Source organism: Methylobacterium oryzae, assembly GCF_036441375.1.
GTDB classification, from domain to species: Bacteria; Pseudomonadota; Alphaproteobacteria; order Rhizobiales; family Beijerinckiaceae; genus Methylobacterium; species Methylobacterium oryzae_A.
The window spans coordinates 211770-235356 of sequence record NZ_MLCA01000007.1 but is presented as its reverse complement, the minus strand read 5'-3'; the positions used below and the strand labels follow the sequence as shown (position 1 = coordinate 235356).

Genomic DNA, 23587 nt, shown 5'->3' with positions numbered 1-23587 from the left:
CATGGCTGACAGCAGACGGATCGTCGACGCGCTCGTGCGGTCGAGGCGCGGCGGGCTCGCCGCCGGTGCCGCCCTCGGCGGACTGGCGCTGATCGGCGGCCTCGCCTACCGGGCGCTGCGCGGGGCGCCCCCGCCCGAGGCCGGGGGCCCGGACTTCACGAAGGTCGACGAGGACGAGGCCCGGCTGATGCTGCGGGCCATGGTGGCGGCCACGACGGCCGACGGGATGGTCGACGCCGCGGAGCGCAGGCGCCTCGACGCCGCCGTGGCGGAGGCGGGCCTCGATCCCGACGGTCGAGCCTGGCTCGAGCGCGAGCTCGCGGACCCGGCCGACGTCGACGCGATCGCCGACCGGGTCGCGGATCCCGACGCGGCGGCGCGGATCTTCGCGGCGGCGCGACTCGCCATCGAGCCCGACACGCTCCAGGAGCGTCAGTTCCTGAAGATGCTGGCCGAAGCCCTCGACCTGCCCGCGGAGGCGGTCGAGCGTGTCGAGCGCGACATCGGAGCCTGACTGAAAACCTGTCCGATGGGTGGATCTCCCATGGCGGCCGAGCTTCGTGCTAGGCTTATCCGCGACGACGGGTCCGGGCGATCCGTTCGCGGGAGGACGGGACATTTCATGGCAGGACTGTCAGTGCCCCCGCTCGGGCGCGCCCGGCGGCGGGCTTGCGCGCTGGTCACAGCCATGCTGATCGCCGGCGGCTCCGCGCGCGCGGCCGAGCCGGCCGCCGGCCCTCTGACGATCGCCGAGCAGGGCAGCTTCTTCGTCGGCGGCCGCGACGTCCAGTCCGACACGCTGTCGACGCTGCCGGCCTACGCGCCGTCGGGCACGATCAGCGTCGACCAGATCTACGTCCGCTATCAGATCCCGGTGAATTCCAGGCGGCCGCCGCTGGCCCTGATCCACGGCTGCTGCCTCACCGGCAAGACCTGGGAGACGACGCCCGACGGGCGCATGGGCTGGGACGAGTATTTCGTCCGGCGCGGCTTCCCGACCTACGTGATCGATCAGGCCTGGCGCGGCCGCTCGGCGGCGAGTCCGGCCCAGATCAACGCCGTGAAGATGGGGCGGACAGACCCGAACGCGCTGCCGCCCGTCTTCTCGGCCGGGCGCGAGCCGGCCTGGGCGATCTTCCGCTTCGGGCCGGAATACCCGAAGGTGTTCCCGGGCATGCAGTTCCCCCTGGAGGCCCAGGGCGAGTTCTGGAAACAGATGGTCCCGGACTGGTCGGCCGCCCTGCCGGTGCCGAACCCGACCGTGCCGGCCTTGTCCGAGCTCGCCAAGCGGCTCAAGGGCGCGGTGCTGATCTCGCACTCGCAATCGGGGATCTACCCGTTCCAGACCGCCGCCCTCGATCGGTCCGGCCTGCGGGCCATCGTGGCCATCGAGCCGGCCGCCTGTCCGGATCCGGCGAAGGACGACCTCGCGCCCTACAAGGACCTGCCGATCCTCGTCCTGTTCGGCGACTACGTCGACGCCTCGCCCCGCTGGGCGCCGCGGCTCAAGCAGTGCCGCAGCTTCGTGGCGGCCGCGAACGCCGCGGGCGGCAAGGCGGAGCTGATCCTGCTGCCGGAGATCGGCATCCACGGCAATTCGCACATGCTGATGCAGGACAAGAACAGCCTCGACATCGCCGACTGGCTGGTCGGCTGGATCGACAAGCGGGCGCCCGGCAAGTCCTGAAGCGGGCGCGCCGATCGCACCGGTGTCCGTCCGAGCGCTTCGGTCGCCGCGACCGCCGCCGTCATCGCGAGCGCAGCGCAGTGACCCAGGGCGGCCCGGCATCGGCGGTCGTCACGCTGAATGGATCGCTTCGCTACGCTCGCGAGGACGGCGATATCATCACCCGTGACGGGTCTGCACGCCCCGATGCCGAGGTCGGTGAGGCCGTGCCCTCAGCCCGGCTTCCGCTCGCCGAGGAACCTGCCCATCCGCTCCAGCGCCCGCCGGATGTTCTCGGCCGAGTTGGCGTAGGACAGGCGGAGGTAGCCCTCGCCGTGGACGCCGAAATCCGGGCCGCCGATCACGGCCACGCCCGCCTCCTCCAGGAGGGTCGAGGCCAGGGCCTTCGCCTTCCAGCCGGTTCGGGCGATGTTCGGGAAGGCGTAGAACGCGCCCTTGGGGGCGATGCACGAGACGTCCGGCAGGGCGTTCAGCCCGTCGACCACGATCGCCCGGCGCCGGTCGAACTCGGCGACCATCTCGGCCACGCAATCCTGCGGGCCGTCGAGCGCCGCGATGCCGGCCCACTGGGTCGCCGCGTTGACGCAGGAATGCGCGTTGACCGCGAGCTTGCGCGCCGCGTCGTAGAGCGGCTTCGGCCAGACCGACCAGCCGAGCCGCCAGCCGGTCATCGCGTAGGTCTTGGACGCGCCGTCGAGATAGACCAGCCGGTCGCGGATTTCCTCGTACTTCAGCAGCGAGTGGTGGCGCTCGCCGTCATACGTCATGGTGCCGTAGATCTCGTCCGACAGCACCGCCACGTCGGGGTGCCCGGCGAGGCCCGTCACCAGGGCGTCGATCTCGGCCTTCGGCGTCACACCGCCGGTGGGGTTGGCGGGCGAGTTGACGATCAGCAGCCGCGTCCGCGGCGTGATCAGCGCCAGCGTCTCGGCCGCCGAGAAGGCGAAGCCGTTCTCCTCGCGGATCGGCACCGGCACCGGCGTCGCGCCGGTGAACTCGATCATCGAGCGGTAGATCGGGAAGCCGGGGTCCGGATAGAGGATCTCGGTCCCGGGCGCGCCGAACATCAGGATCGCCATGAACATGGTGACCTTGCCGCCCGGCACGATCATCACCGAATCCGGCGAGACCTCGACGCCGTGGCGCCGGTGGATGTCGCGGGCCACCGCCTCGCGGAGCTGCGGTATGCCGACCGCCGGCGTGTAGCCGTGGTGTCCGTCGCGCAGCGCCTTGATCCCCGCCTCGACCACGTGGGCGGGCGTGGGCATGTCCGGCTGGCCGATGCCGAGGTTGATCACGTCCCGCCCTTGGGCGGCGAGGGCCTGGGCCCGCGCCAGAACCGCGAAGGCGTTCTCCTCGCCGATGCGCGAGAAGGCTGGGACCACGTGCAGCATCGCGCCCTCCGGGCGGTGGGACCTCAGTGCTTGGACCGCTCGGCGAGCTTCATCGCGCCGAACGACATCGCCACGGCGATCGCGCCCAGGATAACGAAGGTCTTCACGGAGGCGTAGAACAGGTCCGGATTGATGCCCTCGTCGGTGTAGAGCACGAGCCCGATGGCCGCGAGCGGCAGCGAGATGAGGGCGAAGAGCGGGACGAGCGGGTTCATGTTCGGCACTCGGGATCCGGCGCGCGGCTGACCGCGGCCCTGGGAAAGCGACCCTGCATATCACCGTGCCGCGAAGGTTGGGACCCCGGAATCTGCAGTTTTTCGCCGGCTCGCCCGAACGCTCATGGATGCGCAATCATTTCGCGCAACAGTGGTGCCTCTGGAGGGCGGACACGTATGCGTTGGGCATCGGTCGATTCGAAAGGCAAGGGGGCGGGGAGTTCGGGCCCCAGATCCTCCAGCGTGGAGACGCTGGCGCTCCATATCGGGCGGCTGCTGCGACATCCCGCCTACCGGCGCGAGGCGGTCGTGAGCCCGCTCCTGCGGCGCCACCTGCCGTTCGAGGCCGGTTACGCCTGGAACGGCGAGGCCGGCCTGCGGGCCCGGCTGGCGGGCGCCGCCCTCGACGAGGCGAGCATCGATCACCTGATCCGGAACGCGCAGGCCGAGTTCCTGCGCCTGCGCCGGCCCGCCGATACCTGAACCGGCTCACGCCGGAACCCGGACGGTGGCCCGCAGGCCGCCGAGCGGGCTGTCGTGCAGGGTGATGTCGCCGCCGTGGGCGCGGGCGATGTCCCGGGCGATCGACAGGCCCAGCCCCGAGCCGCCGGCATCCTGGCGGGCGTCGTCGAGCCGCACGAACGGCTTGAACACGTCCTCGCGGCTCTCCGCCGGGATGCCGGGCCCGTCATCGTCGATCGAGACGAGGAAGGTCCGGGCCTCCAGCCGGCCGGAGATCGCCACCGTCTCGCCGTAGCGGACGGCATTGGCCGCGAGATTGAACAGGCAGCGCCGGAAGGCGCCCGGACGGACCGTGACCTCGGGCGCGCCGGCGAGATCGACGGCGGAGACGTGGGCGCCGAGGCGCTCGACGTCGGTCCGCAGGTCCTCCAGCAGGGAACGCATGTCGGTCGGCGTCGCGGGCTCGGCCGAATCGCCCCGCGCGAAGGCGAGGTAACCCTCCAGCATCCGGCTCATCTCGTCGACGTCGCGGCTGAGATCCTCGATCTCCTCCGTCTGCTCGATCAGCGCCAGGGACAGGCGGAAACGGGTGAGGATGGTGCGCAGGTCGTGGCTGACGCCGTTCAGCATCGTGGTGCGCTGCTCCATCGCCCGCTCGATGCGCCGCTTCATCTCGATGAAGGCGTGGCCGGCCTGGCGCACCTCGCGGGCGCCGCGCGGCCGGAACTCGATCTCCCGGCCCTTGCCGAAGCCCTCCGCCACCGCGGCGAGCCGCAGGATCGGCTTGATCTGGTTGCGCAGGAACAGGATCGCGACGCCGAGCAGCACCAGCGACGAGCCGATCATCCACACGAGGAAGATATGCGAGTTCGACGCGTAGGCTTGGCTGCGCCGGGCGGTGATGCGCATGACCCCGTCGGGGATCGCCACGCGGATCTCGATCAGGTTCGAGCGCCCGACCGTGTCGATCCAGAAGGGTCTGCGGATCTGGCGCTTGATCTCGTCGGACAGGGCCTCGTCGAGGATCGAGAAGAACGGCCGCGGGCCCGGGGGCGGCAGCTTGGCGCCCTTGAGGATGTCGAGATCGAGGTTCAGCCGCTCCCCGGCGATGCGCGAGAGGGTCTCGGCATCCTTGTCCTGCGGGTAGCTCTCGTAGATGTCGATCAGCGCGGCGACGTCCGCCGTCACCGCCGCCGACAGGCGCTTGGTCACGAGCTGCCAGTGGCGCTCCATGAAGGTGTAGGCGATCACCGACTGGAGCAGGACGACCGGCGCGATGATGATGATCAGCGAGCGGGCGTAGAGGCCCTTCGGCAAGACGTCGCCGATCGCCCGGCTGACGCGCTTCCACAGGCGGCGCGGGGGCGAGCGCGGCGGCTCCTTGCGGAGCGCCCGAGCGAGGGCGGGGTCCGGGGCGTTCATGGGGCTGGGCGCGGGGGCCGGGCCCATCGGGCGAAAGGGGCCTCGGTTTCAGCGAAACGTCCACCCCACGCCCTCATCCTGAGGTGACCGCTCCAGCGGGTCTCGAAGGAGGGCTCCAGGGATCGCGCGGCCGGCTGGAGGGCTCCTTCGAGGCCTCCGCTGCGCTCCGGCACCTCAGGATGAGGCTGTGGTTTGGACATGCCGGACACTAATCGGGGCGCCGTCTCCGCGAAAGATCGTGGATGCAGAGTATGGCCGACCGACGATGTCGGCCATCGTTTCCTGACGCGACCTTCAGCATGAGGGCTTCTTGCACTGCGCCGCCCGGGCCATACCTGAGGGATGCGGGGGGCGCCCGCCGGCCGAAGGTCTTCGAGGCCATGCTCAGCACCGATACCGACATCCTCTCCGCCGCCCAGTCCTGGCGGCGCGACGGCCGCGCCGTGGCGCTCGCCACGGTGATCGAGACCTGGGGCTCGGCCCCGCGACCGGTAGGCAGCCACCTCGTGGTCGACAGCGAGGGCAAATTCCTGGGCTCGGTCTCGGGGGGCTGCGTCGAGGGGGCGGTGATCACCGAGGCGATCGAGGTGATCGAGTCCGGCGCGCCGCGCGTCCTCGAGTTCGGCGTCGCGGACGAGACCGCGTGGCGGGCCGGACTGTCCTGCGGCGGCCGGATCCGGGTCTTCGTCGAGCGGGTCGACTGATGCGCAGCGATCTCCTGGCGGCGCTGAACGACGAGCGGGCCGCGCGCCGCGCCGCGATCCTCGTCACCGACATCGCCGACGGCGCGCAGCGCCTGGTCCGCGCGGCGGAGATCGCCGCCGATCCCCTCGCCGAAACGCTGGCAAAGCACCTCGCCTCCGGCAAGAGCGGCCTCGTGGAGGCGGAGGGGCGAACCCTGTTCCTCACTGTGCAGGTGCCGCCGGTGCGGCTCGTGGTGGTCGGCGCCGTCCACATCTCGCAGGCCATGGCGCCGATGGCGTCGGGACTCGACCTCGCGCTGACGGTGATCGATCCGCGCACGGCCTTCGCGACCCCCGAGCGTTTCCCGGGCGCCGCGCTGGTCGCCGAATGGCCGGACACCGCGTTCGGGACCACCGTGCCGGTCCTCGACCGCTACTGCGCCCTCGCGGCCCTGACCCACGATCCCAAGATCGACGATCCCGCGCTGAAGGCGGCCCTGGCGGCCGAGTGCTTCTACGTGGGCGCCCTCGGGTCGCGGAAGACCCACGCGGCCCGGGTCGCGCGGCTCACCGAGGCCGGCTTCACGCCCGCGCAGATCGGCCGGATCCACGCGCCGATCGGCCTCCCCATCGGCGCCGTGAGCCCCGCCGAGATCGCCCTGGCGGTGCTCGCCGAGATCGTGGCCTCCCTGCGCCGCGTGCCCCGTCCGGAGGTCGCGTGAGGTTCGGCACGGTCCCGGTCGCGGAATCGGCGGGGCTGATCAGCGCCCACACGGTGCGGCGGGCCGACATCACGCTGCGCAAGGGCGCCGTCATCGCGGAAGAGGCCGCCGCCGGCCTGGCGCAGGCCGGCCTGTCGGAGATCGTGGCGGCCACGCTCGAGTCCGGCGATGTCGGCGAGGATGCCGCCGCCGCGCGGCTCGCCGCGGGTCTGTGCGGGCCGAACCTGCGCGTCGAGGCGCCCTTCACCGGCCGCAGCAACCTGTTCGCCGAGACGGCCGGGGTGCTCACCCTGGATCCGGCCCGGATCGACGCGGTCAACGCCGTGGACGAGGCTGTCACGGTGGCGACGCTGCCGCGGTTCCGGCCAGTGGTCGAGGGCGAGATGGTCGCCACGGTGAAGATCATCCCCTACGCGGTGCCTGGAGCCGTGCTGGCCCGCGCCTGCGCGGCCGCCGAGGGCAGCGCCCTCGCGGTGGCGCCGTATCGCCGCCGCCGCGTGGGGGTGGTCTCGACGCGCCTGCCGAGCCTCAAGGAGGCCACGATCGACAAGACCCTGCGGGTTCTCGCCGAGCGTCTCGCCCCCGCGGGGGCCGGGATCGTGGCCGAGACCCGGGTGCCCCATGCCGACGGGGCCGTGGCCGCATCCCTCGCCGAGATGATCGACGGCGTCGGGGCGGACCTCGTCGTCGTGTTCGGCGCCTCGGCGATCGCCGATCGGCGCGACGTCATCCCGGCCGGCATCGAGGCGGCGGGCGGCGCCGTCGCGCATCTCGGGATGCCGGTCGATCCCGGCAACCTGCTCCTCGTCGGCGCCCGCGGGAACGTCCCGGTGATCGGCGCGCCGGGCTGCGCGCGCTCGCCCAAGGAGAACGGCTTCGACTGGATCCTGCACCGACTCCTCGCGGACCTGCCGGTGACCCGATCCGATATCGTCGCCCTCGGCGTCGGCGGCCTGCTGATGGAGATCGTCTCGCGCCCGCAGCCCCGCGCCGGCGGCGCGACCGCGGCCGACGAATCCGAGCCGGACCCGGCGGATGGCTGAGGTCGGCACGATCCTGCTCGCCGCCGGCCTCGGGAGCCGGTTCGGCGCCGCGCCCAAGCTGCTCGCGCCCCTCGACGGCAAGCCCCTGGTGCTGATGATGAGCATCCCCGGCCTCGCGCTGTTCTACGGCGGCCTCGTGCGCACCAAGAACATGCTGTCGGTGCTGACCCAGGTGTTCGCGATCGTGTCGATCGTCGGCCTGCTCTGGGTGTTCTACGGCTACAGCCTCGCCTTCACCAGCGGCGGCGGCCTCAACCCGTCCTCGGCGCGCACGCCGAGACCGTCCGGGCGGCGCTGGCGGGGCTCGACCTGATCCGCGTCGACAATCCGGATTTCCGCGCCGGGCTCGCGACCTCGCTGCGCGCCGGCCTCGCGGCACTGCCCGCGACCTGCGCGGCCGCGATCGTCGTGCTCGGTGACATGCCCCGCGTCACCGCCGCGCATATCGACCGCCTCGCGGAGGCCTTCGCGGGCACCGCTGAGCCGCCCGCGGCCGTGGTCCCGGTCCAGGCGGGCCGGCGCGGGAATCCGGTGCTGCTCAATCTGCGCCGCCTCGGCCCGAGCATCGCCCGTCTCGCCGGCGATCACGGCGCCGGGCCGCTGCTGAGGGGCCGGCCGGACATTCTGGAGATCCCGGGCGATCCGGCCACTGCCCTCGACATCGACACCCCGGACGCGCTGGCCGCGCTGGGCGGCGATCCGGCCCCGACCGTCGGACGTTCCGATCGGAGCGGGTGACCGCGCGGGCGGTCCGATCGTCCCGCCGGGAGACTATCCCCGCGCCTCGCCGCGCCCGCGCGCGGTCTTGGCCTCGGCCCGGCATCGATCCGAGCAGTAGCGGACCTCGTCCCAGACCCGCTCCCACTTCTTGCGCCACGCGAACGGGCGGCCGCACTGGGCGCAGATCTTCTCCGGCAGATCGCCCTTGCGGCGCATCGGCGGCATCGTCCCTCCTCTCGGCCTATCCAGGCGGGCGACCGTCGGGATCGGTCTCCGGTGCCCGGCGAAGGCGGGCGTCCAGGAGGTGCGCCAGGCCGAGCATGACCGCGATCCCCCCGACATTGACCGCGACCTGCAGCGGCCAAGTGGAGTCGAAGGTCCGGTAGAGGATGCGGCCGATCAGCGCCGCGAGGCACCCGGCGGCGAAGATTTCCAGCGAGTGCCGCCCGCAGGCGTCGACGAGGCGCAGCCGCCGCCACCGGCTCGCGCGGGCCACGGCGGGCGCGCTGAACAGCAGGTAGGCCAGCGCCAGCATGTTGATCAGGCGCAGGGGCGCGACATGGCTCTTGTCGGGCGGCCCGATCGCCAGCGGCCGGAGGTCCGCCAGTCCCCAATCCGCCCAGGACCCGCCCTGCAAGCAGGCGAAGACCAGGTAGGCGGCGGCCGCGGCCACGGCCCATCCCCGGCGCGGCAGCAGGCCGTCATGGGCGCGGACGGTGACCGCGAGCGCCGCCCCGATCACGAACAGGAACTGCCACGCAAAGGGATTGAAGTACCACCCGTCATCCACCGCCGCGGCGTTCGGGAGGTTCAACTGATGATCGACGTTGGCGGCGAGCCAGACGGCGCCCGAGAGGCCTAGCACGCCCCAGATCCCGCGCCGCATCCCGGCATTGACCAGGGGGAACAGCGCCAGCAGCAGGATGTAGAGCGGCAGGATGTCGAGGTAGTTCGGCAGCGCGTTCAGCGCGAGGCCGCGCAGCAGGCCCGGCAGGAGACCCATCTGCAGCAGGGGCGCGACGCCGAATCGCGGCGTCAGGCCGGTGAGGTCCATCCAGATCCGGACGATGACCAGGGTCGCGAGCAGCAGCCCGGCCTGGAACAGGTAGATGCGCAGGCAGCGCCTGGCGATGCGCGTGAGCGCCATCCGGGTCCCGGCGCGCCGGAACAGCCCGCCGTAGGCGATCATCGACGAGTAGCCGGCCAGCAGCACGAAGATCTCGGCCGCGTCCGAGAACCCGAAATTGTGCAGCGTCAGCAGGGCCGGCGCGTTGCGCGGGATGTGGTCGATGAAGATCGTCAGCAGCGCGAGGCCGCGGACGACGTCGACCCGCGCGTCGCGCACGGGCTTCGCGGGCCGTGCCGCCGCGGGCGGCGGGGGGAGCGCCCGCGGTTCCGCGGCGCTGGGCCGTTCGCGATCGTCGAGGCGCGTCACTCAGCCCATCACCGTGGCGCTCTCCGTTCGGAGGCGGAGCGGCCGGGGCCGCGATGCAACAATAGCGCGCCCGCGCGCGCCCGCCGCCAGGGAACTCGCCGATCACGTGCCTTTGTTCGGATGTGCACAACGACGGTGCCGGGCCGGTGATCCACTGGCCGAGCCGCCCACCGGCCGGGCAGCCCCCTCGCGTCGGGGCGGGGCCCGGTATAGACGCGGCCGACGATCCCGGTATCCGGCGCCCGCGCCGGGACGGGGCGCACCGCAGCGTTCGAGGCAGGGTTGAGGGCAAGGGACATGCGCGTCCTCATCACCGGAGCGGGAGATTATCTCGGCCGTCGCCTGCTCGAGGCGCTGCGTCGAGACCTGCCCCCGGGCAGTCGCATCCTCGGCCTCGACCGAAACCCGCTTCCGCCCCTCGACGGCGTGACTCTGAAAGCCGTGAACCCGTTCGACGCCAGCGATCTCGCCGAGACGGTCGCGGCCTTCGATCCGAGCTGCGTGTTCCACCTCGCGGCCCTGGCCTCGGTGGCACAGTCGAGCGAGACGCCGTCCTATGCCTGGCGGGCGGAACTGCTCGGCACCCTCAACCTCGCCGAGGCGGTGGCGCGGACCCGCGCGTCCCTGGTGTTCCTCAGCTCCACAGTCGTCTACGGCGAGGTGTTCCGGGAGCGCGCGCGTCCGAACGAGAGCGTCACGCCGCGTCCCGACACGATCTCGGGCCGGACCAAGAACGCCTGCGAGTACATCCTCCGCGACGTCCTGGCGAATGCCCGCGTCAAGCATCTCGTGCTGCGGCCGTCGAACTATATCGGGGCCGGGCAGAGCGAGACCTTCGTGGTCGCCTCCTTCGCGGGTCAGATCGCCCGGATCGAGCGGGGGCTGGCACCTCCGAGCCTTGAAGTCGGCGACCTCTCGGCGGGCCGCGATTTCTTCGACGTGGCCGACTTCACCGCGGCGTGCCTGCGCGTGATCGCGCGGATCGACGATCTGCCGGACGGCGGCATCTTCAATGTGGGATCGGGACTCGTCACGCCGGTCTCCGACATCCTGGAGACGCTGCGCGACATGACGGACGCGCGGTTTGACCTGCACGTCGCGCCCGGGCGGGTCCGTCCGGCGGGCGTGCGCAGCGAGGGCTGCGATCCTGCGGCCTTCGCGGCCGCCACCGGATGGGCCCCGGTCATCCCGCTCGAGCAGAGCCTGTCGACGATCCTGGCGGAGGCGCGGGCGCGCCTCGGGTGATTGTCCGCCGCGGGCCGACAGCGACGCCGTCACCCCGGTCAGGCAGGATCGAGGTTCCGGGACCGCCTGCGGGGTCCCGGAACGGTGGCCGCCCTCAGCGCGAGAACCGCTTGTACTTGATCTTCTTCGGCATGATCGAATCCGCCCCGAGGCGCCGGACCTTGTCGGCCTCGTAGTCGGAGAAGTTGCCCTCGAACCACTCGACGTGGCTGTCGCCCTCGAAGGCCAGGATATGCGTGGCGATGCGGTTCAGGAACCAGCGATCGTGGCTGATGATGACCGCGCAGCCGGCGTAATCCTCCAGCGCGTCCTCGAGGGCGCGCAGGGTCTCCATGTCGAGGTCGTTGGTCGGCTCGTCGAGGAGCAGCACGTTGGCGCCGCCCTTCAGGGTCCGGGCGAGGTGAACGCGGTTGCGCTCACCGCCCGAGAGGGTGCCGACCTTCTTCTGCTGGTCGGGTCCCTTGAACGCGAAGGCCGCGCAGTAGGCGCGCGAATTAATCTCGCGCTTGTTGAAATAGATGATGTCGTTGCCGCCGGAGACCTCCTGCCAGACCGTGGCGTTCGGGTCGAGGGCGTCGCGCGACTGGTCGACGTAGCCGAGCTTCACCGTCTCGCCGACCTCGATCTTGCCGCTGTCGGGCTTCTCCTGGCCGGTGATCATCTTGAACAAAGTGGTCTTGCCGGCCCCGTTCGGGCCGATCACACCGACGATGCCGCCGGGCGGCAGCTTGAACGACAGGTCCTCGATCAGCAGCCGGTCGCCGAACGCCTTGCTGAGGTGCTCGAACTCGATGACGTTGTTGCCGAGCCGCTCGTCGATCGGGATGACGATCTGCGCGGACGCGTCGACCTTCTGCGCCTGCTTGGCGACCAGCTCCTCGTAGCGGGTGATGCGCGCCTTCGACTTCGACTGGCGGGCCTTCGGCGAGGCGGCGATCCATTCCTGCTCGCGGGCGATGGAGCGCTGCCGGACCATGTCCTCGCGGCCCTCCTGCTCCAGGCGCTTCTGCTTCTGGACGAGCCAGGCCGAGTAGTTGCCCTCGTACGGGATGCCCTTGCCGCGATCGAGCTCCAGGATCCAGCTCGTCACGTTGTCGAGGAAGTAGCGGTCGTGGGTCACGATCAGGATCGCGCCCGGATACTGGCGCAGGTGACCCTCCAGCCAGTTCACCGTCTCGGCGTCGAGGTGGTTGGTGGGCTCGTCGAGGAGCAGCAGCTCCGGCTCCCACAGGAGCAGGCGGCACAGCGCGATGCGGCGGCGCTCGCCGCCCGAGAGGGTCGCGACCGGCTGCTCGTCGCTCGGGCAGCCCAGGGCCTCCATGGCCTGATCGACCTTCGAGTCGAGCTCCCAGAGGCCCAGCGACTCGATCCGGTCCTGGAGCTCGGTCATCTCGTCGGCGGTCTCCTCCGAGTAGTTCATGGCGAGCTCGTTGTAGCGGTCGAGCATGGCCTGCTTCTCGGCGACGCCCTCCATCACGTTCTCGCGGACGGACTTGCTCGGATCGAGCTGGGGTTCCTGCGGCAGGTAGCCGACGCGCGCGCCCTGCGCGACCCAGCCGTCGCCGGTGAATTCCTTGTCGATGCCCGCCATGATCTTGAGCAGCGTCGACTTGCCGGAGCCGTTGATGCCGAGCACGCCGATCTTGGCGTCGGGGTAGAAGGACAGGTTGACGCTATCCAGGACCTTCTTGCCGCCGGTATAGGCCTTGGTCAGGCCCCGCATGTGGTAGATGAATTCGCGAGCCATCGCGGATCGTCCTCGGCGCGTTGTTCGGGACCGCGCGGATCGTGCCAGCGGCACGGGTCAGGCACCGGGCCTCAGCACCCGTCCTGGACGCGCGTCCCTACGATATAGGAATGACCCTCTCGGAGTATCAGGCCCGCCGGGACGCGGCAAGGACGGGCCGGCCGTCGGCGGGGGGCCGTGCCGCTCAGGCGAAGGGGTTCTTGACCGATTTCGGCTGTGCGTCCGGCGCCTCTGTCACCGCGTCCGGCAGATCGGACGCTTCCAGGGCCTTCACGATCGTGTCCAGCGTCGCGCGGAGCCGTTTGGCCTGTTCCAGGCCGGTCCGGTCCCGCGTCAGGTCGAGGGATCCGTGAAGGACGACCCGGTCCGTTCCGTTCTCGAAGCTCAGGGCTCCGACGGAGCGCACGCCGGCATTGTCCGCGAAGGGCACGAAGCTTTCGGGATCCGGAGGCTCGGTCTCGGTTCGGGCGCGGCGCTTGTCCTCGGGCATCGGATCCTCTCAGAAGAACGAGCGCAGGAAGTCGCGAACGAGCTTACGCAGCGCGCGGGCGAGTTCGCGCTCGAGCCAGTCCTGCCAAGTCTGTTCGTGCCGCGGCCGGCGCTCGTCCGCGCGGGTGGACGTCATGGGGTCCGGAAGGCTCATCGCGGTCGCCCGCGCCGCGGGCGGCAGGCCGGGGAAGACGTCGATGCCCGATTCCCGGACGAGATCGTCGATGGACAGGGTGCGCCAGTCCTTCGAATCGTCGTTCCGGGCGAGATAGACGCCCGCCTCGCCGCGCGTCGGGTCGTACAGGGCCTTGAACAGCAGCGTCGGGACGAGCACACCGCCCTTGATCTGCTGCACCGCGTCGCCCGCGAAGATCACCCCGGTGACGACGAACAGCGCGCCGCGGCGCGTGGCCAGACGCCGGGTGCTCTCCTCGATATCCGCCCAGAGCCCGCGGTTCAGGACGCGGTTCTGCGGCACGATGTTGGCGAGGCTGAACGACTCGGCCTGGGAAGCGAGCGTCGGCATGTCCCCGGCCGGGGCGAGATGGCCGCGGTCGAACCCGCTGCGGACGTAGTCCTCCAGTGAGGCGCGCTGGTCCTCCGGAAGGCGCGCCTCCTCATGGAAGGCGTCGTCGCGGGCCACCGCCCGGGCCGCCGCGACGCTGGCGCGGGTGAGGTGCTCGATGGCGTAGAGCGGTGTGCGCGTCACGCCGGAATGCAGGACGGCGAAGGCCTCGAAACACAGCGGAACCGCCCGGACCGCGAGCTTCGGATTCGTGAGGACAGGCGTCCGGCCATCGGCGAACAGGCCGGGACAGGAATCCTGGGCGCGGGCCGGGACAGATCCGAGCCCCAGGGCCAGGGCCGCGGCGACAAGCCCCGGTGCGCGCATCACCAGCATACGCGGACTCGGCGAACGCCCTCTGGGGTCGGACGGTCCCGCCACGCGCACGGCCGGCCGACGCTGTTGCTGAACGGGCGGACGTCGCGGTCCGGGCCGCCCGGAGCGACCCGTGCGGGGCAATCGCCGAGGAAGTTGCAGAGGAAGTCGAGATTGCCGTCCGGCGGCCGCGGCTGGGCGTAAGCTTGGCTGTTGCCCGTAATCGCGAACATGAGCAGGATCGTGCACAGACGAGCCGGATTCAAAGGCGGACCTCTTGTGGCGTTGAGGGCACGTGATTGAAAAAAACGCCGGCCCGACATTGATCGCGCCGCCGTTCGTCCGTAACTGGCACTATCATGACAGCGACGGACGGGCGGGTTCTAGCATGAACGCGCGTCCCCGGGCTGCTGGCGTCGCGGTTGCCGAGGGCCCGCGGCGGAGCCGTCGCCATACTCGAACGAACGGATGCGAGCATTGGCACTCACCCCTGAGCAATCGGCGTTGCTGGACCGCGTTCCGTCTCCTTCGGCGCTTCGGCGTCTTCCGGAGTCGGAGCTTCAGGCGGTGGCGGACGCGGTGCGCGCCGAGATGATCGACGCGGTCTCGGTCACCGGCGGCCATCTCGGCTCGGGGCTGGGCGTGGTCGAGCTGACGGTGGCGCTGCACCACGTGTTCGACACCCCCGACGACCGCATCGTCTGGGACGTCGGCCACCAGTGCTACCCGCACAAGATCCTCACCGAGCGCCGCGACCGCATCCGCACGCTGCGCCAGGGCGGCGGCCTGTCGGGCTTCACCAAGAGGAGCGAGAGCGTCTACGACCCGTTCGGCGCGGCGCACTCCTCCACCTCGATCTCGGCCGCGCTCGGCATGGCGGTCGCCCGCGACCTCGACAACGCCGCCGCCAAGATCAAGAACCGCCCGCTCAAGCGCCGCAACGCCATCGCGGTCATCGGCGACGGCTCGATGTCGGCCGGCATGGCCTACGAGGCCCTCAACAACGCCGGCGCCCTGCACTCGCGCCTGATCGTCATCCTCAACGACAACGACATGTCGATCGCGCCCCCCGTCGGCGCCATGTCGGCCTACCTCGCCCGCCTCGCCTCGGGCGGCGCCTACCAGTCCCTGCGCGAGACCGCCAAGCAGCTCGGCAAGCTCCTGCCCAAGGCGCTCTACCAGCGCGCCGCCGCGGCCGAGGAATACGCCCGCTCGCTCGTGGTCGGCGGCGGCACCATGTTCGAGGAGATGGGCTTCCACTACGTCGGCCCCGTGGACGGGCACAACCTCGACCACCTGCTGCCGGTCCTGAAGAACGTCCGCGACGCCGAGCACGGCCCGATCCTGCTCCACGTCGTCACACAGAAGGGCAAGGGCTACGCCCCGGCGGAAGCCTCGGCCGACCGCTACCACGGCGTGGTCAAGTTCGACGTGGTCTCAGGGATCCAGGCCAAGGCCAAGCCGAACGCGCCGGCCTACACGCGGGTGTTCGGCGAGAGCCTGATCAAGGCGGCCGACGCCGACGACAAGGTCGTGGCGATCACCGCCGCCATGCCGGGCGGGACCGGCATCGACCTGTTCGGCAAGGCGCACCCGGACAAGACCTTCGACGTCGGCATCGCCGAGCAGCACGCGGTGACGTTCGCGGGCGGGCTGGCGACCGAGGGCTACCGGCCGTTCGTGGCGATCTACTCGACCTTCCTGCAGCGGGCCTACGACCAGGTCGTGCACGACGTGGCGCTGCAGAACCTGCCGGTGCGGTTCTGCCTGGACCGGGCGGGTCTGGTCGGCGCCGACGGGGCGACGCATGCGGGCGCGTTCGACCTGGCCTACCTGTGCTGCCTGCCGAACATGACCGTGATACCGGCATCGACCTGTTCGGCAAGGCGCACCCGGACAAGACCTTCGACGTCGGCATCGCCGAGCAGCACGCGGTGACGTTCGCGGGCGGGCTGGCGACCGAGGGCTACCGGCCGTTCGTGGCGATCTACTCGACCTTCCTGCAGCGGGCCTACGACCAGGTCGTGCACGACGTGGCGCTGCAGAACCTGCCGGTGCGGTTCTGCCTGGACCGGGCGGGTCTGGTCGGCGCCGACGGGGCGACGCATGCGGGCGCGTTCGACCTGGCCTACCTGTGCTGCCTGCCGAACATGACCGTGATGGCGGCTTCCGACGAGGCCGAGCTGGTGCACATGGTGGCGACCGCGCACGCGCATGACAGCGGCCCGATCGCGCTGCGCTACCCGCGCGGCGAGGGTGTGGGCGTCGAGCTTCCGGAGCGGGGCGAGGTCCTGGCCGTGGGCAAGGGCCGGGTGGTGCGGCAGGACGCGGAGGCGCGGGTGGCGATCCTGTCGCTCGGCACGCGCCTGTCGGAGGCCTTGAAGGCGGCCGACACGCTCTCGGAGCAGGGCGTGGCGGTGACGGTGGCGGACGCGCGGTTCGCCAAGCCGCTGGACGAGGCGCTGGTGCTGGATCTGGCGCGGGAGCACGAGGTGCTGATCACGATCGAGGAGGGCTCGCGGGGCGGGTTCGGCGCGATGGTGCTGCACCTTCTGGCCGAGCGCGGCGCGCTGGACGCGGGCGGCGTGCGGGTCCGGACGCTGACGCTGCCGGACNGAGGGTGTGGGCGTCGAGCTTCCGGGGCGGGGCGAGGTCCTGGCCGTGGGCAAGGGCCGGGTGGTGCGGCAGGACGCGGAGGCGCGGGTGGCGATCCTGTCGCTCGGCACGCGCCTGTCGGAGGCCTTGAAGGCGGCCGACACGCTCTCGGAGCAGGGCGTGGCGGTGACGGTGGCGGACGCGCGGTTCGCCAAGCCGCTGGACGAGGCGCTGGTGCTGGATCTGGCGCGGGAGCACGAGGTGCTGATCACGATCGAGGAGGGCTCGCGGGGCGGGTTCGGCGCGATGGTGCTGCACCTTCTGGCCGAGCGCGGCGCGCTGGACGCGGGCGGCGTGCGGGTCCGGACGCTGACGCTGCCGGACGCCTACCAGGACCACGACAGCCCGGAGAAGATGTACGCCGAGGCCGGTCTCGACGCCAAGACCATCGTCAAGACCGCCCTCGACACGCTGCCGGAGCGAAAGGACAGTCGGTCGCGCCTGCGGCTCGCCTGATCGGGGCCGTATCGGCCTTTCGATAGACCGGGCCGCCCGCCTGCCGTGGCAGGCCGCCCACGTCTCGGCAAAGTGGCGCCGCCGACCAGGGCGGCGTCCGATCCGGGTCGGCGCGGCCGCGCCTTCGCCGCGTTGCCGCCTCCCGCGAGGTTGCGCGACACGGACCGTGCCACCCTCGGACCCTGACCGTCTTGCCGGCGCGCGCGATCCTCCGCATATCGCCGGCACGGGGTGAGGGCGCGCCGCGCCTTCCGAACCCTGCCGGTAAGCCTGTCGCACCGCGCCGACACGGGGACGAACGAGCGGATGACCTCCGAGAAGCTGCGCCTGGGCGTCAACATCGATCACGTCGCGACCGTCCGCAACGCCCGCGGCGGCGACTACCCGGACCCGGTGCGGGCGGCTCTGCTCGCCGTCGAGGCCGGCGCCGACGGGATCACCGCGCATCTGCGCGAGGACCGGCGCCACATCCGCGACACTGACATCGCGGCGCTCAAGCGCGGCCTGTCCGTGCCGCTCAATTTCGAGATGGCAGCCACCGACGAGATGGTGGCGATCGCGCTGGCCACCCGCCCGCACGCCGCCTGCCTCGTGCCGGAGAAGCGCGAGGAGCGCACCACCGAGGGCGGACTCGACATCGTCGGCGGCCGCGAGCACCTGGCGCCGCGCATCCGGTCCTTGGCGGAGGCCGGCATCCGCGTCTCCCTGTTCGTCGAGCCGGAGCCCGCTGTCATGGACGCCGCCCGCGCCCTGGGAGCGCCGGTGGTCGAGCTGCACACCGGCAGCTACTGCGAGGCGGCGCTGGAGGACGACGACGCCCGGACCGCCCACGAGCTCGCCCGCATCCGGCGTGCGGCGGAGCACGGGGCCGGCCTCGGCCTGGAGATCCACGCGGGCCACGGGCTCACCCTCGGCAGCGTCGGCCCGGTGGCGGCCCTGCCGCAGATCCGGGAGCTGAACATCGGCCACTCCCTGATCGCCGACGCGATCTTCGTGGGTCTCGACCGGGCGGTGCGCGACATGCGGGCCGCCATGGATCGGGCGCGGCAGCCATGATCGTCGGGATCGGCTCGGATCTCTGCGACATCCGCCGGATCGCCCGGACCCTGGAGCGGCACGGCGAGCGCTTCACCCACCGGGTCTTCACCGACGGGGAGCGGGCCCGCTGCGACCGGCGGGCCGCCCGCGCCGAGGGCTACGCCCGCCGCTTCGCCGCCAAGGAGGCCTGCGCGAAGGCGCTCGGCACCGGCCTCAGCGCCGGCGTGTTCTGGCGCGACATGGAGGTGGTGAACCTGCCCTCCGGGCAGCCGACCCTGCGGCTCGCCGGCGGCGCGGCGGATCGGCTCGCGAAACTCCTGCCGGCGGGGCACGCGGCGCGCCTGCACGTGAGCCTCACGGACGATCCGCCGATGGCGCAAGCCTTCGTGATCATTGAAGCCTTACCGGTCCCTGTCGCCGGTTGAGGCCGCCGTCGCGGATTAGCCAGCGGCGGTCGCGCGTTGCGGGGGGCTCGCGCATGGTCTAGACCGCCGGTCACGGCGGACACGATTGCGGCGCATTCCTCGGGACAACCGCACATCAGGCCGCGCGCGGCGGGGCCGCGCCCCGCGGACCGCGGGCGATGCACCTCAACCGAAGACGGAACGCGCGCGTGGATTACGACGGCAAGCCGCTCAGGAAACCTGCCGACACCGGCACCTGGGCCAGCATCCGCGAGACGCTGAAGGTCGGCATCCAGGCGCTGCTGATCGCCCTGGTGGTGCGGACGTTGCTGTTCCAGCCGTTCAATATCCCCTCGGGCTCGCTGGTGCCGACCCTGCTGATCGGCGACTACCTGTTCGTGTCCAAATATTCCTACGGCTATTCCAAGTACTCGCTGCCGCTGTCGGAATACATTCCGATCCAGGCCGACGGCCGGATCTGGGGCGCCGACCCGAAGCGCGGCGACATCGCGGTGTTCAAGCTGCCCAAGGACAACTCGACCGACTACATCAAGCGCGTGATCGGCCTGCCGGGCGACAAGATCCAGATGATCGACGGCGTGCTCAACATCAACGGCAAGGCGGTCAAGCGCGAGCGGATCGCCGACTACGAGACCACCGACCCCTACGGCCAGCCGACCAAGGTGCCCCAGTACATGGAGACCCTGCCCAACGGCGTGGTCCACCGGGTGATCGAGCGCGACGGCGACAACGGCTTCTGGGACAAGACCGAGCTGTACACGGTCCCGCCCGGTCACTTTTTCATGATGGGCGACAACCGCGACAACTCCACCGATTCGCGCGATCTCGCCAATGTCGGCTACGTGCCCTTCGCCAACCTGGTCGGGCGCGCCGAGATGATCTTCTTCTCGATCGACGAGGGCACGCCGGCCTGGCAGGTCTGGAACTGGCCGGCCCACGTGCGCTGGTCGCGCCTGTTCACGACGATCCATTGACCGGCCCGGACTTGGACGACGCCGCGCAGCCCCGGGCCAACGCCCGATCCAGGCGGGCCCACAAGCCGCGCCCCCCCCTGACCGCGCTCGAGGAGCGGATCGGGCACAGCTTCGGCGACCCGGACCTTCTCACCCGCGCGCTGACCCACACCAGCAAGGCGAGCGGCCGGGGCGGGAGCTACCAGCGGCTGGAATTCCTCGGCGACCGCGTGCTCGGGCTCGCGGTCGCCGACCGCCTCTACGGCGCCTTCCCGGAGGCCGACGAGGGCGACCTCTCCCGCCGCCTGGCCGCCCTCGTCCGGCGCGAGACCTGCGCGGCCGTGGCCGCCTCCTGGGAGGTCGGGCCGCACCTGATCCTCGGCCAGGGCGAGGTCATGGGCGGCGGCCGGCGCAACCAGACGATCCTGGCCGACGTCTGCGAGGCGATCCTGGGTGCTATCTACCTCGATGCCGGGTTCGACACCGCCCGGGCGGTGGTCGAGACGCATTTCCGCCCCGGCGAGCCGACCGCGGCGGCCCGGGGCCGCGACGCCAAATCCGCCCTGCAGGAATGGGCCATGGGCCGCAGCCTCCCGATCCCCACCTATGAGGTGGTGGAGCGCACCGGTCCCGACCACGCGCCCCGGTTCCGCATCGCCGTGCAGGTCGAGGGCCTCGAGCCCGGCCTCGGTGACGGCACGTCGAAGCGGATCGCCGAGCAGGCCGCCGCCCGGGCGCTGATGGAGCGGGAGGGAATCGGGGCCTCCGCGGATGCGGAGCCGACGGAGACAGCATGAGCGCGCACGAGCAGGACGATCACGACGAGCAGGGCGGGCCCGACACGGCGCCGCCCCCGGAGCCCGCGCGCGACCCGTCCACCCTTCCCGGCACGCCCGCCGACGCCCGGGCCGGCTTCGTCGCGCTGATCGGCGTGCCGAATGCCGGCAAGTCGACCCTGCTCAACAACCTCGTCGGCACCAAGGTCTCGATCGTCTCCCGCAAGGTGCAGACGACCCGGGCCCTGGTGCGGGGCATCCTCATCGAGGGTTCGGCCCAGGTCGTGCTGGTCGACACCCCCGGCATCTTCGCGCCCAAGCGCCGCCTCGACCGCGCGATGGTCCACTCGGCCTGGAGCGGCGCCGCCGACGCCGACGCCGTCTGCCTGCTGGTCGACGCGCGTAAGGGGGTCGACGCCGAGGTGGAGGCGGTGCTCGGCCGGCTCGGCGAGGTGAGGCGCGAGAAGCTGCTGATCCTCAACAAGATCGACCTGATCCCGCGCGAGCGCCTGCTCGATCTCGCCGCCAAGCTCAACGCCGCCGCGCCCTTCGCCGAGACCTTCATGATCTCGGCGCTGAACGGCGACGGCGTCGCCGACCTGCGCCGGGCGCTGGCCGCCCGCATGCCGCCGGGCCCCTGGCTCTATCCGGAGGACCAAGTCTCGGACGCGCCCCTGCGCATGCTCGCCGCCGAGATCACCCGCGAGAAGATCTACGACCGGCTGCACGAGGAGCTGCCCTACCGCTCCACGGTCGAGACCGACCAGTGGCAGATCCGGCCCGACGGCTCGGTGCGGATCGAGCAGACTATCTTCGTGGAGCGGGAGAGCCAGCGCTCGATCGTGCTCGGCAAGGGCGGCCAGACCATCCGGTCGATTGGGCAGGCGGCCCGGATCGAGATCGCCGAGGCGGCCGACGCCAAGGTCCACCTGTTCCTGCACGTGAAGGTGCGGGAGAACTGGGCCGACGACCCGGCCCGCTACCGCGAGATGGGCCTGGAATTCCCGCGGGGCTGACGCCGAGGGCCGCGCTCGGGAGGCTGGGCTTCCGGGCCGGTTCCGGTATAAACGCGGTGTTCCCCCCGGATGAACCGAGTCGGGCGCGGGTTTACCCCGCTCCGCCGCGGATTCGCGTTCCGGATTCGGCACTCCAAATCCCGAATTGTCTATGCGCCATGCCGTTTACGGCCTGCCGCCGGTGGACCTCGCCGAGGTCCCGGGCGACGCCGTCCAGCTCTCCCCGTTGATTCCCGGCGCCGCGCGGCTGGAGGATCTGTCCGAGAACAGCCTCGACGCGGCCACCGTGCTGGCGCCGCCCGGGACGGTCGAGCGGCGCTACGTGCTGGCCCAGGTGCTGCGCGCCCTCGGGCCGGGCGGCCGCATGGTCGCCCTGGCGCCCAAGGATCGCGGCGGCACACGCCTCGCCAAGGAGCTGACGACCTTCGGCTGCGCGGCCGCGGACCAGCCGCGCCGGCACCACCGGATCTGCACGGCGGAGCGGCCGACGGCGCCGGCCGGCCTCGCCGAGGCGATCGACGAGGGCGGCCCGCGCCACGTCGACAACCTCGCCCTGTGCACGCAGCCCGGCATCTTCTCGTGGGACCGGCTCGATCCGGGCACGGCGCTGCTGCTCGCGAACCTCCCGGCCCTCAAGGGTCGCGGCGCTGATTTCGGCTGCGGGCTCGGGATCCTCTCGCGGGCCGTCCTGGGCTCCGAGGCCGTGACCGCCCTGACCCTGCTGGAGATCGACCGGCGCGCCGTCGAGATGGCGCGCCGCAACGTCGCCGACCCGCGGGCGACGATCCTCTGGGCGGATATCCGGGCCTCCGGCGCCGTGCCGGATCACCTCGATTTCGTCGTCACGAACCCACCGTTCCACGAGGGCGGGAGCGAGGATCAGGCCCTCGGCCGGGCGTTCATCGCGCGGGCCGCCGAGGCCCTGCGCCCCGGGGGGGCGCTGTGGCTCGTGGCCAACGCGCACCTGCCCTACGAGGCGAGCCTGCGCGAGGCGTTCCGGCACGTCGCGGTGGCCGTCCGGGCGAACGGCTACCGGGTCTACGAGGCCCGCCGGTGAGCGCGCCGCTTCCATGAGCGCTGCGAGATCCGTCCGCCTGGACAAGCTCCTCGCCAATCTCGGCTACGGCTCGCGCCGCGAGATCCAGGCCCTCGCCCGCGCCGGCGCGATCCAGTTGGACGGCGCGGAGCTCGCGGATGCCGGCGACCGGATCGCCCTCGCGCCGGACCTGCCGGAGCGCCTCACGATCGACGGCGAATCCCTCGACCCGCTCCCCGGCCTGTGCCTGATGCTGCACAAGCCGCTGGGCGTGACCTGCTCCCACAAGGAGGCCGGCCCGCTGGTCTACGGCCTGCTGCCCGAGCGCTGGCGCCGCCGCGACCCGCCGCTCTCGACGGTGGGGCGCCTCGACAAGGAGACCTCGGGCCTGCTGCTGCTGACCGACGACGGGGCGCTCCTGCACCGGATCATCAGCCCGAAGGCCCAGGTGGCGAAGCGCTACCGCGTGACCCTCGACCGGCCGCTGACCGGCCGCGAGGCGGAGGTGTTCGCCGCGGGGACGCTCGTGCTGGAGGGCGAGGAGCGCCCGCTCCTGCCGGTGCGGCTCGACGTCGAGGATGCGACCCGCTGCGCGGTGACGCTGACGGAGGGCCGCTACCACCAGGTCCGCCGGATGTTCGCCGCCGTCGGCAACCACGTCGCGGCGCTGCACCGGGATCGGGTCGGCGGTCTCGCTCTGCCGGCGGACCTGCCGGCGGGGGCGTACCGGGTGATGACGGCCGACGACGTGGCGGCGGTGTTCGCGGGCGGGTGATCCGGGCTGCGCGCCTGTCAGTGCGGCGCCCGGGCGAGGGCGACGACCGCGCCGATCACAGCGAGTGTCTGGAAGCCGATCAGGCCCGCCACCCAGCGCACGATCTCGGACCGCGTATCCGCCAGCCCGGCGCGCAGATCCGCCTTCGTGACGAGATCGCCCTGCAACGCTTCCGCCATGGCATCGGCCAAGCCTTCCGCCTGTTCCGGGGAGAGCTTGGCCTTCTCCCGAGGGTCCGGGCGAATTTCAGGGTGTCGAAGGCGACCGCCGCCATGGTCCGAACTCTCGCGAGGCGAGCCCGCGTGTTGCAAGC

At 71.7% G+C, this 23587-nt stretch carries 25 protein-coding genes and 3 pseudogenes; 19 read left to right on the top strand and 9 right to left on the bottom strand.

Annotated elements, in window-relative coordinates; all coding sequences use genetic code 11:
- The first annotated feature begins 1 nt into the window (after window position 1).
- Window positions 2-514: a DUF533 domain-containing protein gene (locus MOTC310_RS15355; protein ID WP_020096354.1), complete on the top strand. Its 513-nt coding sequence runs from the start codon at window positions 2-4 to the stop codon at window positions 512-514.
- A 108-nt stretch (window positions 515-622) separates the two neighbouring features.
- Complete coding sequence (locus MOTC310_RS15350) at window positions 623-1687, top strand: alpha/beta hydrolase family protein (RefSeq protein ID WP_331302393.1); 1065 nt, start codon at window positions 623-625, stop codon at window positions 1685-1687.
- A gap of 212 nt (window positions 1688-1899) precedes the next feature.
- Here MOTC310_RS15350 and MOTC310_RS15345 read toward each other — a convergent pair whose 3' ends face one another.
- Window positions 1900-3081, bottom strand: coding sequence for a pyridoxal phosphate-dependent aminotransferase (locus MOTC310_RS15345; RefSeq protein WP_331302392.1), 1182 nt, complete (start codon window positions 3079-3081; stop codon window positions 1900-1902).
- Between the two features lie 23 nt (window positions 3082-3104).
- Window positions 3105-3296 (bottom strand): hypothetical protein, encoded by a 192-nt coding sequence (locus MOTC310_RS15340; RefSeq protein ID WP_331293560.1) that lies wholly within the window; start codon window positions 3294-3296, stop codon window positions 3105-3107.
- A 243-nt stretch (window positions 3297-3539) separates the two neighbouring features.
- Here MOTC310_RS15340 and MOTC310_RS15335 point away from each other — a divergent pair, with 243 nt between their 5' ends.
- On the top strand, window positions 3540-3779 hold the full coding sequence (locus MOTC310_RS15335; RefSeq protein ID WP_331293558.1) for a hypothetical protein: 240 nt from the start codon (window positions 3540-3542) through the stop codon (window positions 3777-3779).
- A gap of 6 nt (window positions 3780-3785) precedes the next feature.
- Here the strand turns inward: MOTC310_RS15335 and MOTC310_RS15330 are convergent, their stop codons facing one another.
- A complete protein-coding gene (locus MOTC310_RS15330; RefSeq protein ID WP_331302391.1) occupies window positions 3786-5180 on the bottom strand; it encodes an ATP-binding protein in 1395 nt (464 codons plus the stop codon).
- Window positions 5181-5560: 380 nt separating this feature from the next.
- Between MOTC310_RS15330 and MOTC310_RS15325 the strand changes: the two genes are divergently transcribed.
- The 5 genes and pseudogenes from MOTC310_RS15325 to MOTC310_RS15305 all read left to right on the top strand — a co-directional run bounded on the left by MOTC310_RS15325 (window position 5561) and on the right by MOTC310_RS15305 (window position 8366).
- On the top strand, window positions 5561-5884 hold the full coding sequence (locus MOTC310_RS15325; protein ID WP_331302390.1) for an XdhC family protein: 324 nt from the start codon (window positions 5561-5563) through the stop codon (window positions 5882-5884).
- Window positions 5884-6585, top strand: a complete 702-nt coding sequence (locus MOTC310_RS15320) for an XdhC family protein (RefSeq protein WP_331302389.1) — start codon at window positions 5884-5886, stop codon at window positions 6583-6585. Before MOTC310_RS15325 ends, MOTC310_RS15320 begins: the two co-directional genes overlap by 1 nt.
- Window positions 6582-7628: a molybdopterin-binding protein gene (locus MOTC310_RS15315; RefSeq protein ID WP_331302388.1), complete on the top strand. Its 1047-nt coding sequence runs from the start codon at window positions 6582-6584 to the stop codon at window positions 7626-7628. The genes MOTC310_RS15320 and MOTC310_RS15315 overlap by 4 nt, the downstream gene beginning before the upstream one ends.
- Window positions 7621-7884 (top strand): annotated as a pseudogene (locus MOTC310_RS32820) (ammonium transporter); the annotation flags it as partial. The gene MOTC310_RS15315 and the pseudogene MOTC310_RS32820, both read left to right, overlap by 8 nt.
- A complete protein-coding gene (locus MOTC310_RS15305) occupies window positions 7833-8366 on the top strand; it encodes a nucleotidyltransferase family protein (protein WP_419539917.1) in 534 nt (177 codons plus the stop codon). The pseudogene MOTC310_RS32820 and the gene MOTC310_RS15305, both read left to right, overlap by 52 nt.
- 33 nt (window positions 8367-8399) lie before the next feature.
- Here MOTC310_RS15305 and MOTC310_RS15300 read toward each other — a convergent pair whose 3' ends face one another.
- Window positions 8400-8573 carry a DUF2256 domain-containing protein gene (locus MOTC310_RS15300; RefSeq protein WP_331293538.1) on the bottom strand — a complete coding sequence of 58 codons (174 nt, stop codon included), beginning with the start codon at window positions 8571-8573 and terminating at the stop codon, window positions 8400-8402.
- Between the two features lie 16 nt (window positions 8574-8589).
- Entirely contained in the window at window positions 8590-9693 is a 1104-nt protein-coding gene (locus tag MOTC310_RS15295; RefSeq protein WP_331302387.1) for an OpgC family protein, read from the bottom strand.
- 387 nt (window positions 9694-10080) lie between these two features.
- On the opposite strand from MOTC310_RS15295, the gene MOTC310_RS15290 reads away from it, so the two are divergent.
- The gene (locus MOTC310_RS15290) at window positions 10081-11028 is read left to right on the top strand and encodes an NAD-dependent epimerase/dehydratase family protein (protein ID WP_331302386.1); all 948 of its coding nucleotides are present in this window, start codon (window positions 10081-10083) and stop codon (window positions 11026-11028) included.
- A 94-nt stretch (window positions 11029-11122) separates the two neighbouring features.
- Here MOTC310_RS15290 and ettA read toward each other — a convergent pair whose 3' ends face one another.
- The 3 genes from ettA to MOTC310_RS15275 form a co-directional block, all read right to left on the bottom strand.
- A complete protein-coding gene (gene ettA, locus MOTC310_RS15285; RefSeq protein WP_331302385.1) occupies window positions 11123-12775 on the bottom strand; it encodes an energy-dependent translational throttle protein EttA in 1653 nt (550 codons plus the stop codon).
- A gap of 184 nt (window positions 12776-12959) precedes the next feature.
- Window positions 12960-13265, bottom strand: a complete 306-nt coding sequence (locus MOTC310_RS15280) for a hypothetical protein (protein ID WP_331302384.1) — start codon at window positions 13263-13265, stop codon at window positions 12960-12962.
- Between the two features lie 9 nt (window positions 13266-13274).
- Window positions 13275-14165: a DNA/RNA non-specific endonuclease gene (locus MOTC310_RS15275; protein ID WP_331302383.1), complete on the bottom strand. Its 891-nt coding sequence runs from the start codon at window positions 14163-14165 to the stop codon at window positions 13275-13277.
- A gap of 447 nt (window positions 14166-14612) precedes the next feature.
- Between MOTC310_RS15275 and dxs the strand changes: the two are divergent.
- The 10 genes and pseudogenes from dxs to MOTC310_RS15230 all read left to right on the top strand — a co-directional run.
- Window positions 14613-15986, top strand: a pseudogene (gene dxs / locus MOTC310_RS15270) (1-deoxy-D-xylulose-5-phosphate synthase); the annotation flags it as partial.
- Between the two features lie 20 nt (window positions 15987-16006).
- Window positions 16007-16759, top strand: a pseudogene (locus tag MOTC310_RS32815) (transketolase C-terminal domain-containing protein); the annotation flags it as partial.
- A 7-nt stretch (window positions 16760-16766) separates the two neighbouring features.
- A complete protein-coding gene (locus MOTC310_RS32810) occupies window positions 16767-17255 on the top strand; it encodes a transketolase C-terminal domain-containing protein (protein WP_473753902.1) in 489 nt (162 codons plus the stop codon).
- Between the two features lie 306 nt (window positions 17256-17561).
- Window positions 17562-18311: a pyridoxine 5'-phosphate synthase gene (locus MOTC310_RS15260; protein WP_331302382.1), complete on the top strand. Its 750-nt coding sequence runs from the start codon at window positions 17562-17564 to the stop codon at window positions 18309-18311.
- A complete protein-coding gene (gene acpS, locus MOTC310_RS15255) occupies window positions 18308-18718 on the top strand; it encodes a holo-ACP synthase (RefSeq protein WP_331302381.1) in 411 nt (136 codons plus the stop codon). Before MOTC310_RS15260 ends, acpS begins: the two co-directional genes overlap by 4 nt.
- Before the next feature lie 158 nt (window positions 18719-18876).
- Complete coding sequence (lepB, locus tag MOTC310_RS15250) at window positions 18877-19692, top strand: signal peptidase I (RefSeq protein WP_331302380.1); 816 nt, start codon at window positions 18877-18879, stop codon at window positions 19690-19692.
- The gene (rnc, locus tag MOTC310_RS15245; protein WP_331291086.1) at window positions 19689-20468 is read left to right on the top strand and encodes a ribonuclease III; all 780 of its coding nucleotides are present in this window, start codon (window positions 19689-19691) and stop codon (window positions 20466-20468) included. Before lepB ends, rnc begins: the two co-directional genes overlap by 4 nt.
- The gene (era, locus tag MOTC310_RS15240) at window positions 20465-21463 is read left to right on the top strand and encodes a GTPase Era (RefSeq protein WP_331302379.1); all 999 of its coding nucleotides are present in this window, start codon (window positions 20465-20467) and stop codon (window positions 21461-21463) included. Before rnc ends, era begins: the two co-directional genes overlap by 4 nt.
- Window positions 21464-21614: 151 nt before the next feature.
- Entirely contained in the window at window positions 21615-22520 is a 906-nt protein-coding gene (locus MOTC310_RS15235) for a class I SAM-dependent methyltransferase (RefSeq protein WP_331302378.1), read from the top strand.
- A 13-nt stretch (window positions 22521-22533) separates the two neighbouring features.
- Window positions 22534-23274, top strand: a complete 741-nt coding sequence (locus tag MOTC310_RS15230) for a pseudouridine synthase (RefSeq protein WP_331302377.1) — start codon at window positions 22534-22536, stop codon at window positions 23272-23274.
- Between the two features lie 17 nt (window positions 23275-23291).
- Here MOTC310_RS15230 and MOTC310_RS15225 read toward each other — a convergent pair whose 3' ends face one another.
- Window positions 23292-23453 carry a hypothetical protein gene (locus MOTC310_RS15225; protein WP_331302376.1) on the bottom strand — a complete coding sequence of 54 codons (162 nt, stop codon included), beginning with the start codon at window positions 23451-23453 and terminating at the stop codon, window positions 23292-23294.
- Window positions 23454-23587: the final 134 nt, after the last annotated feature.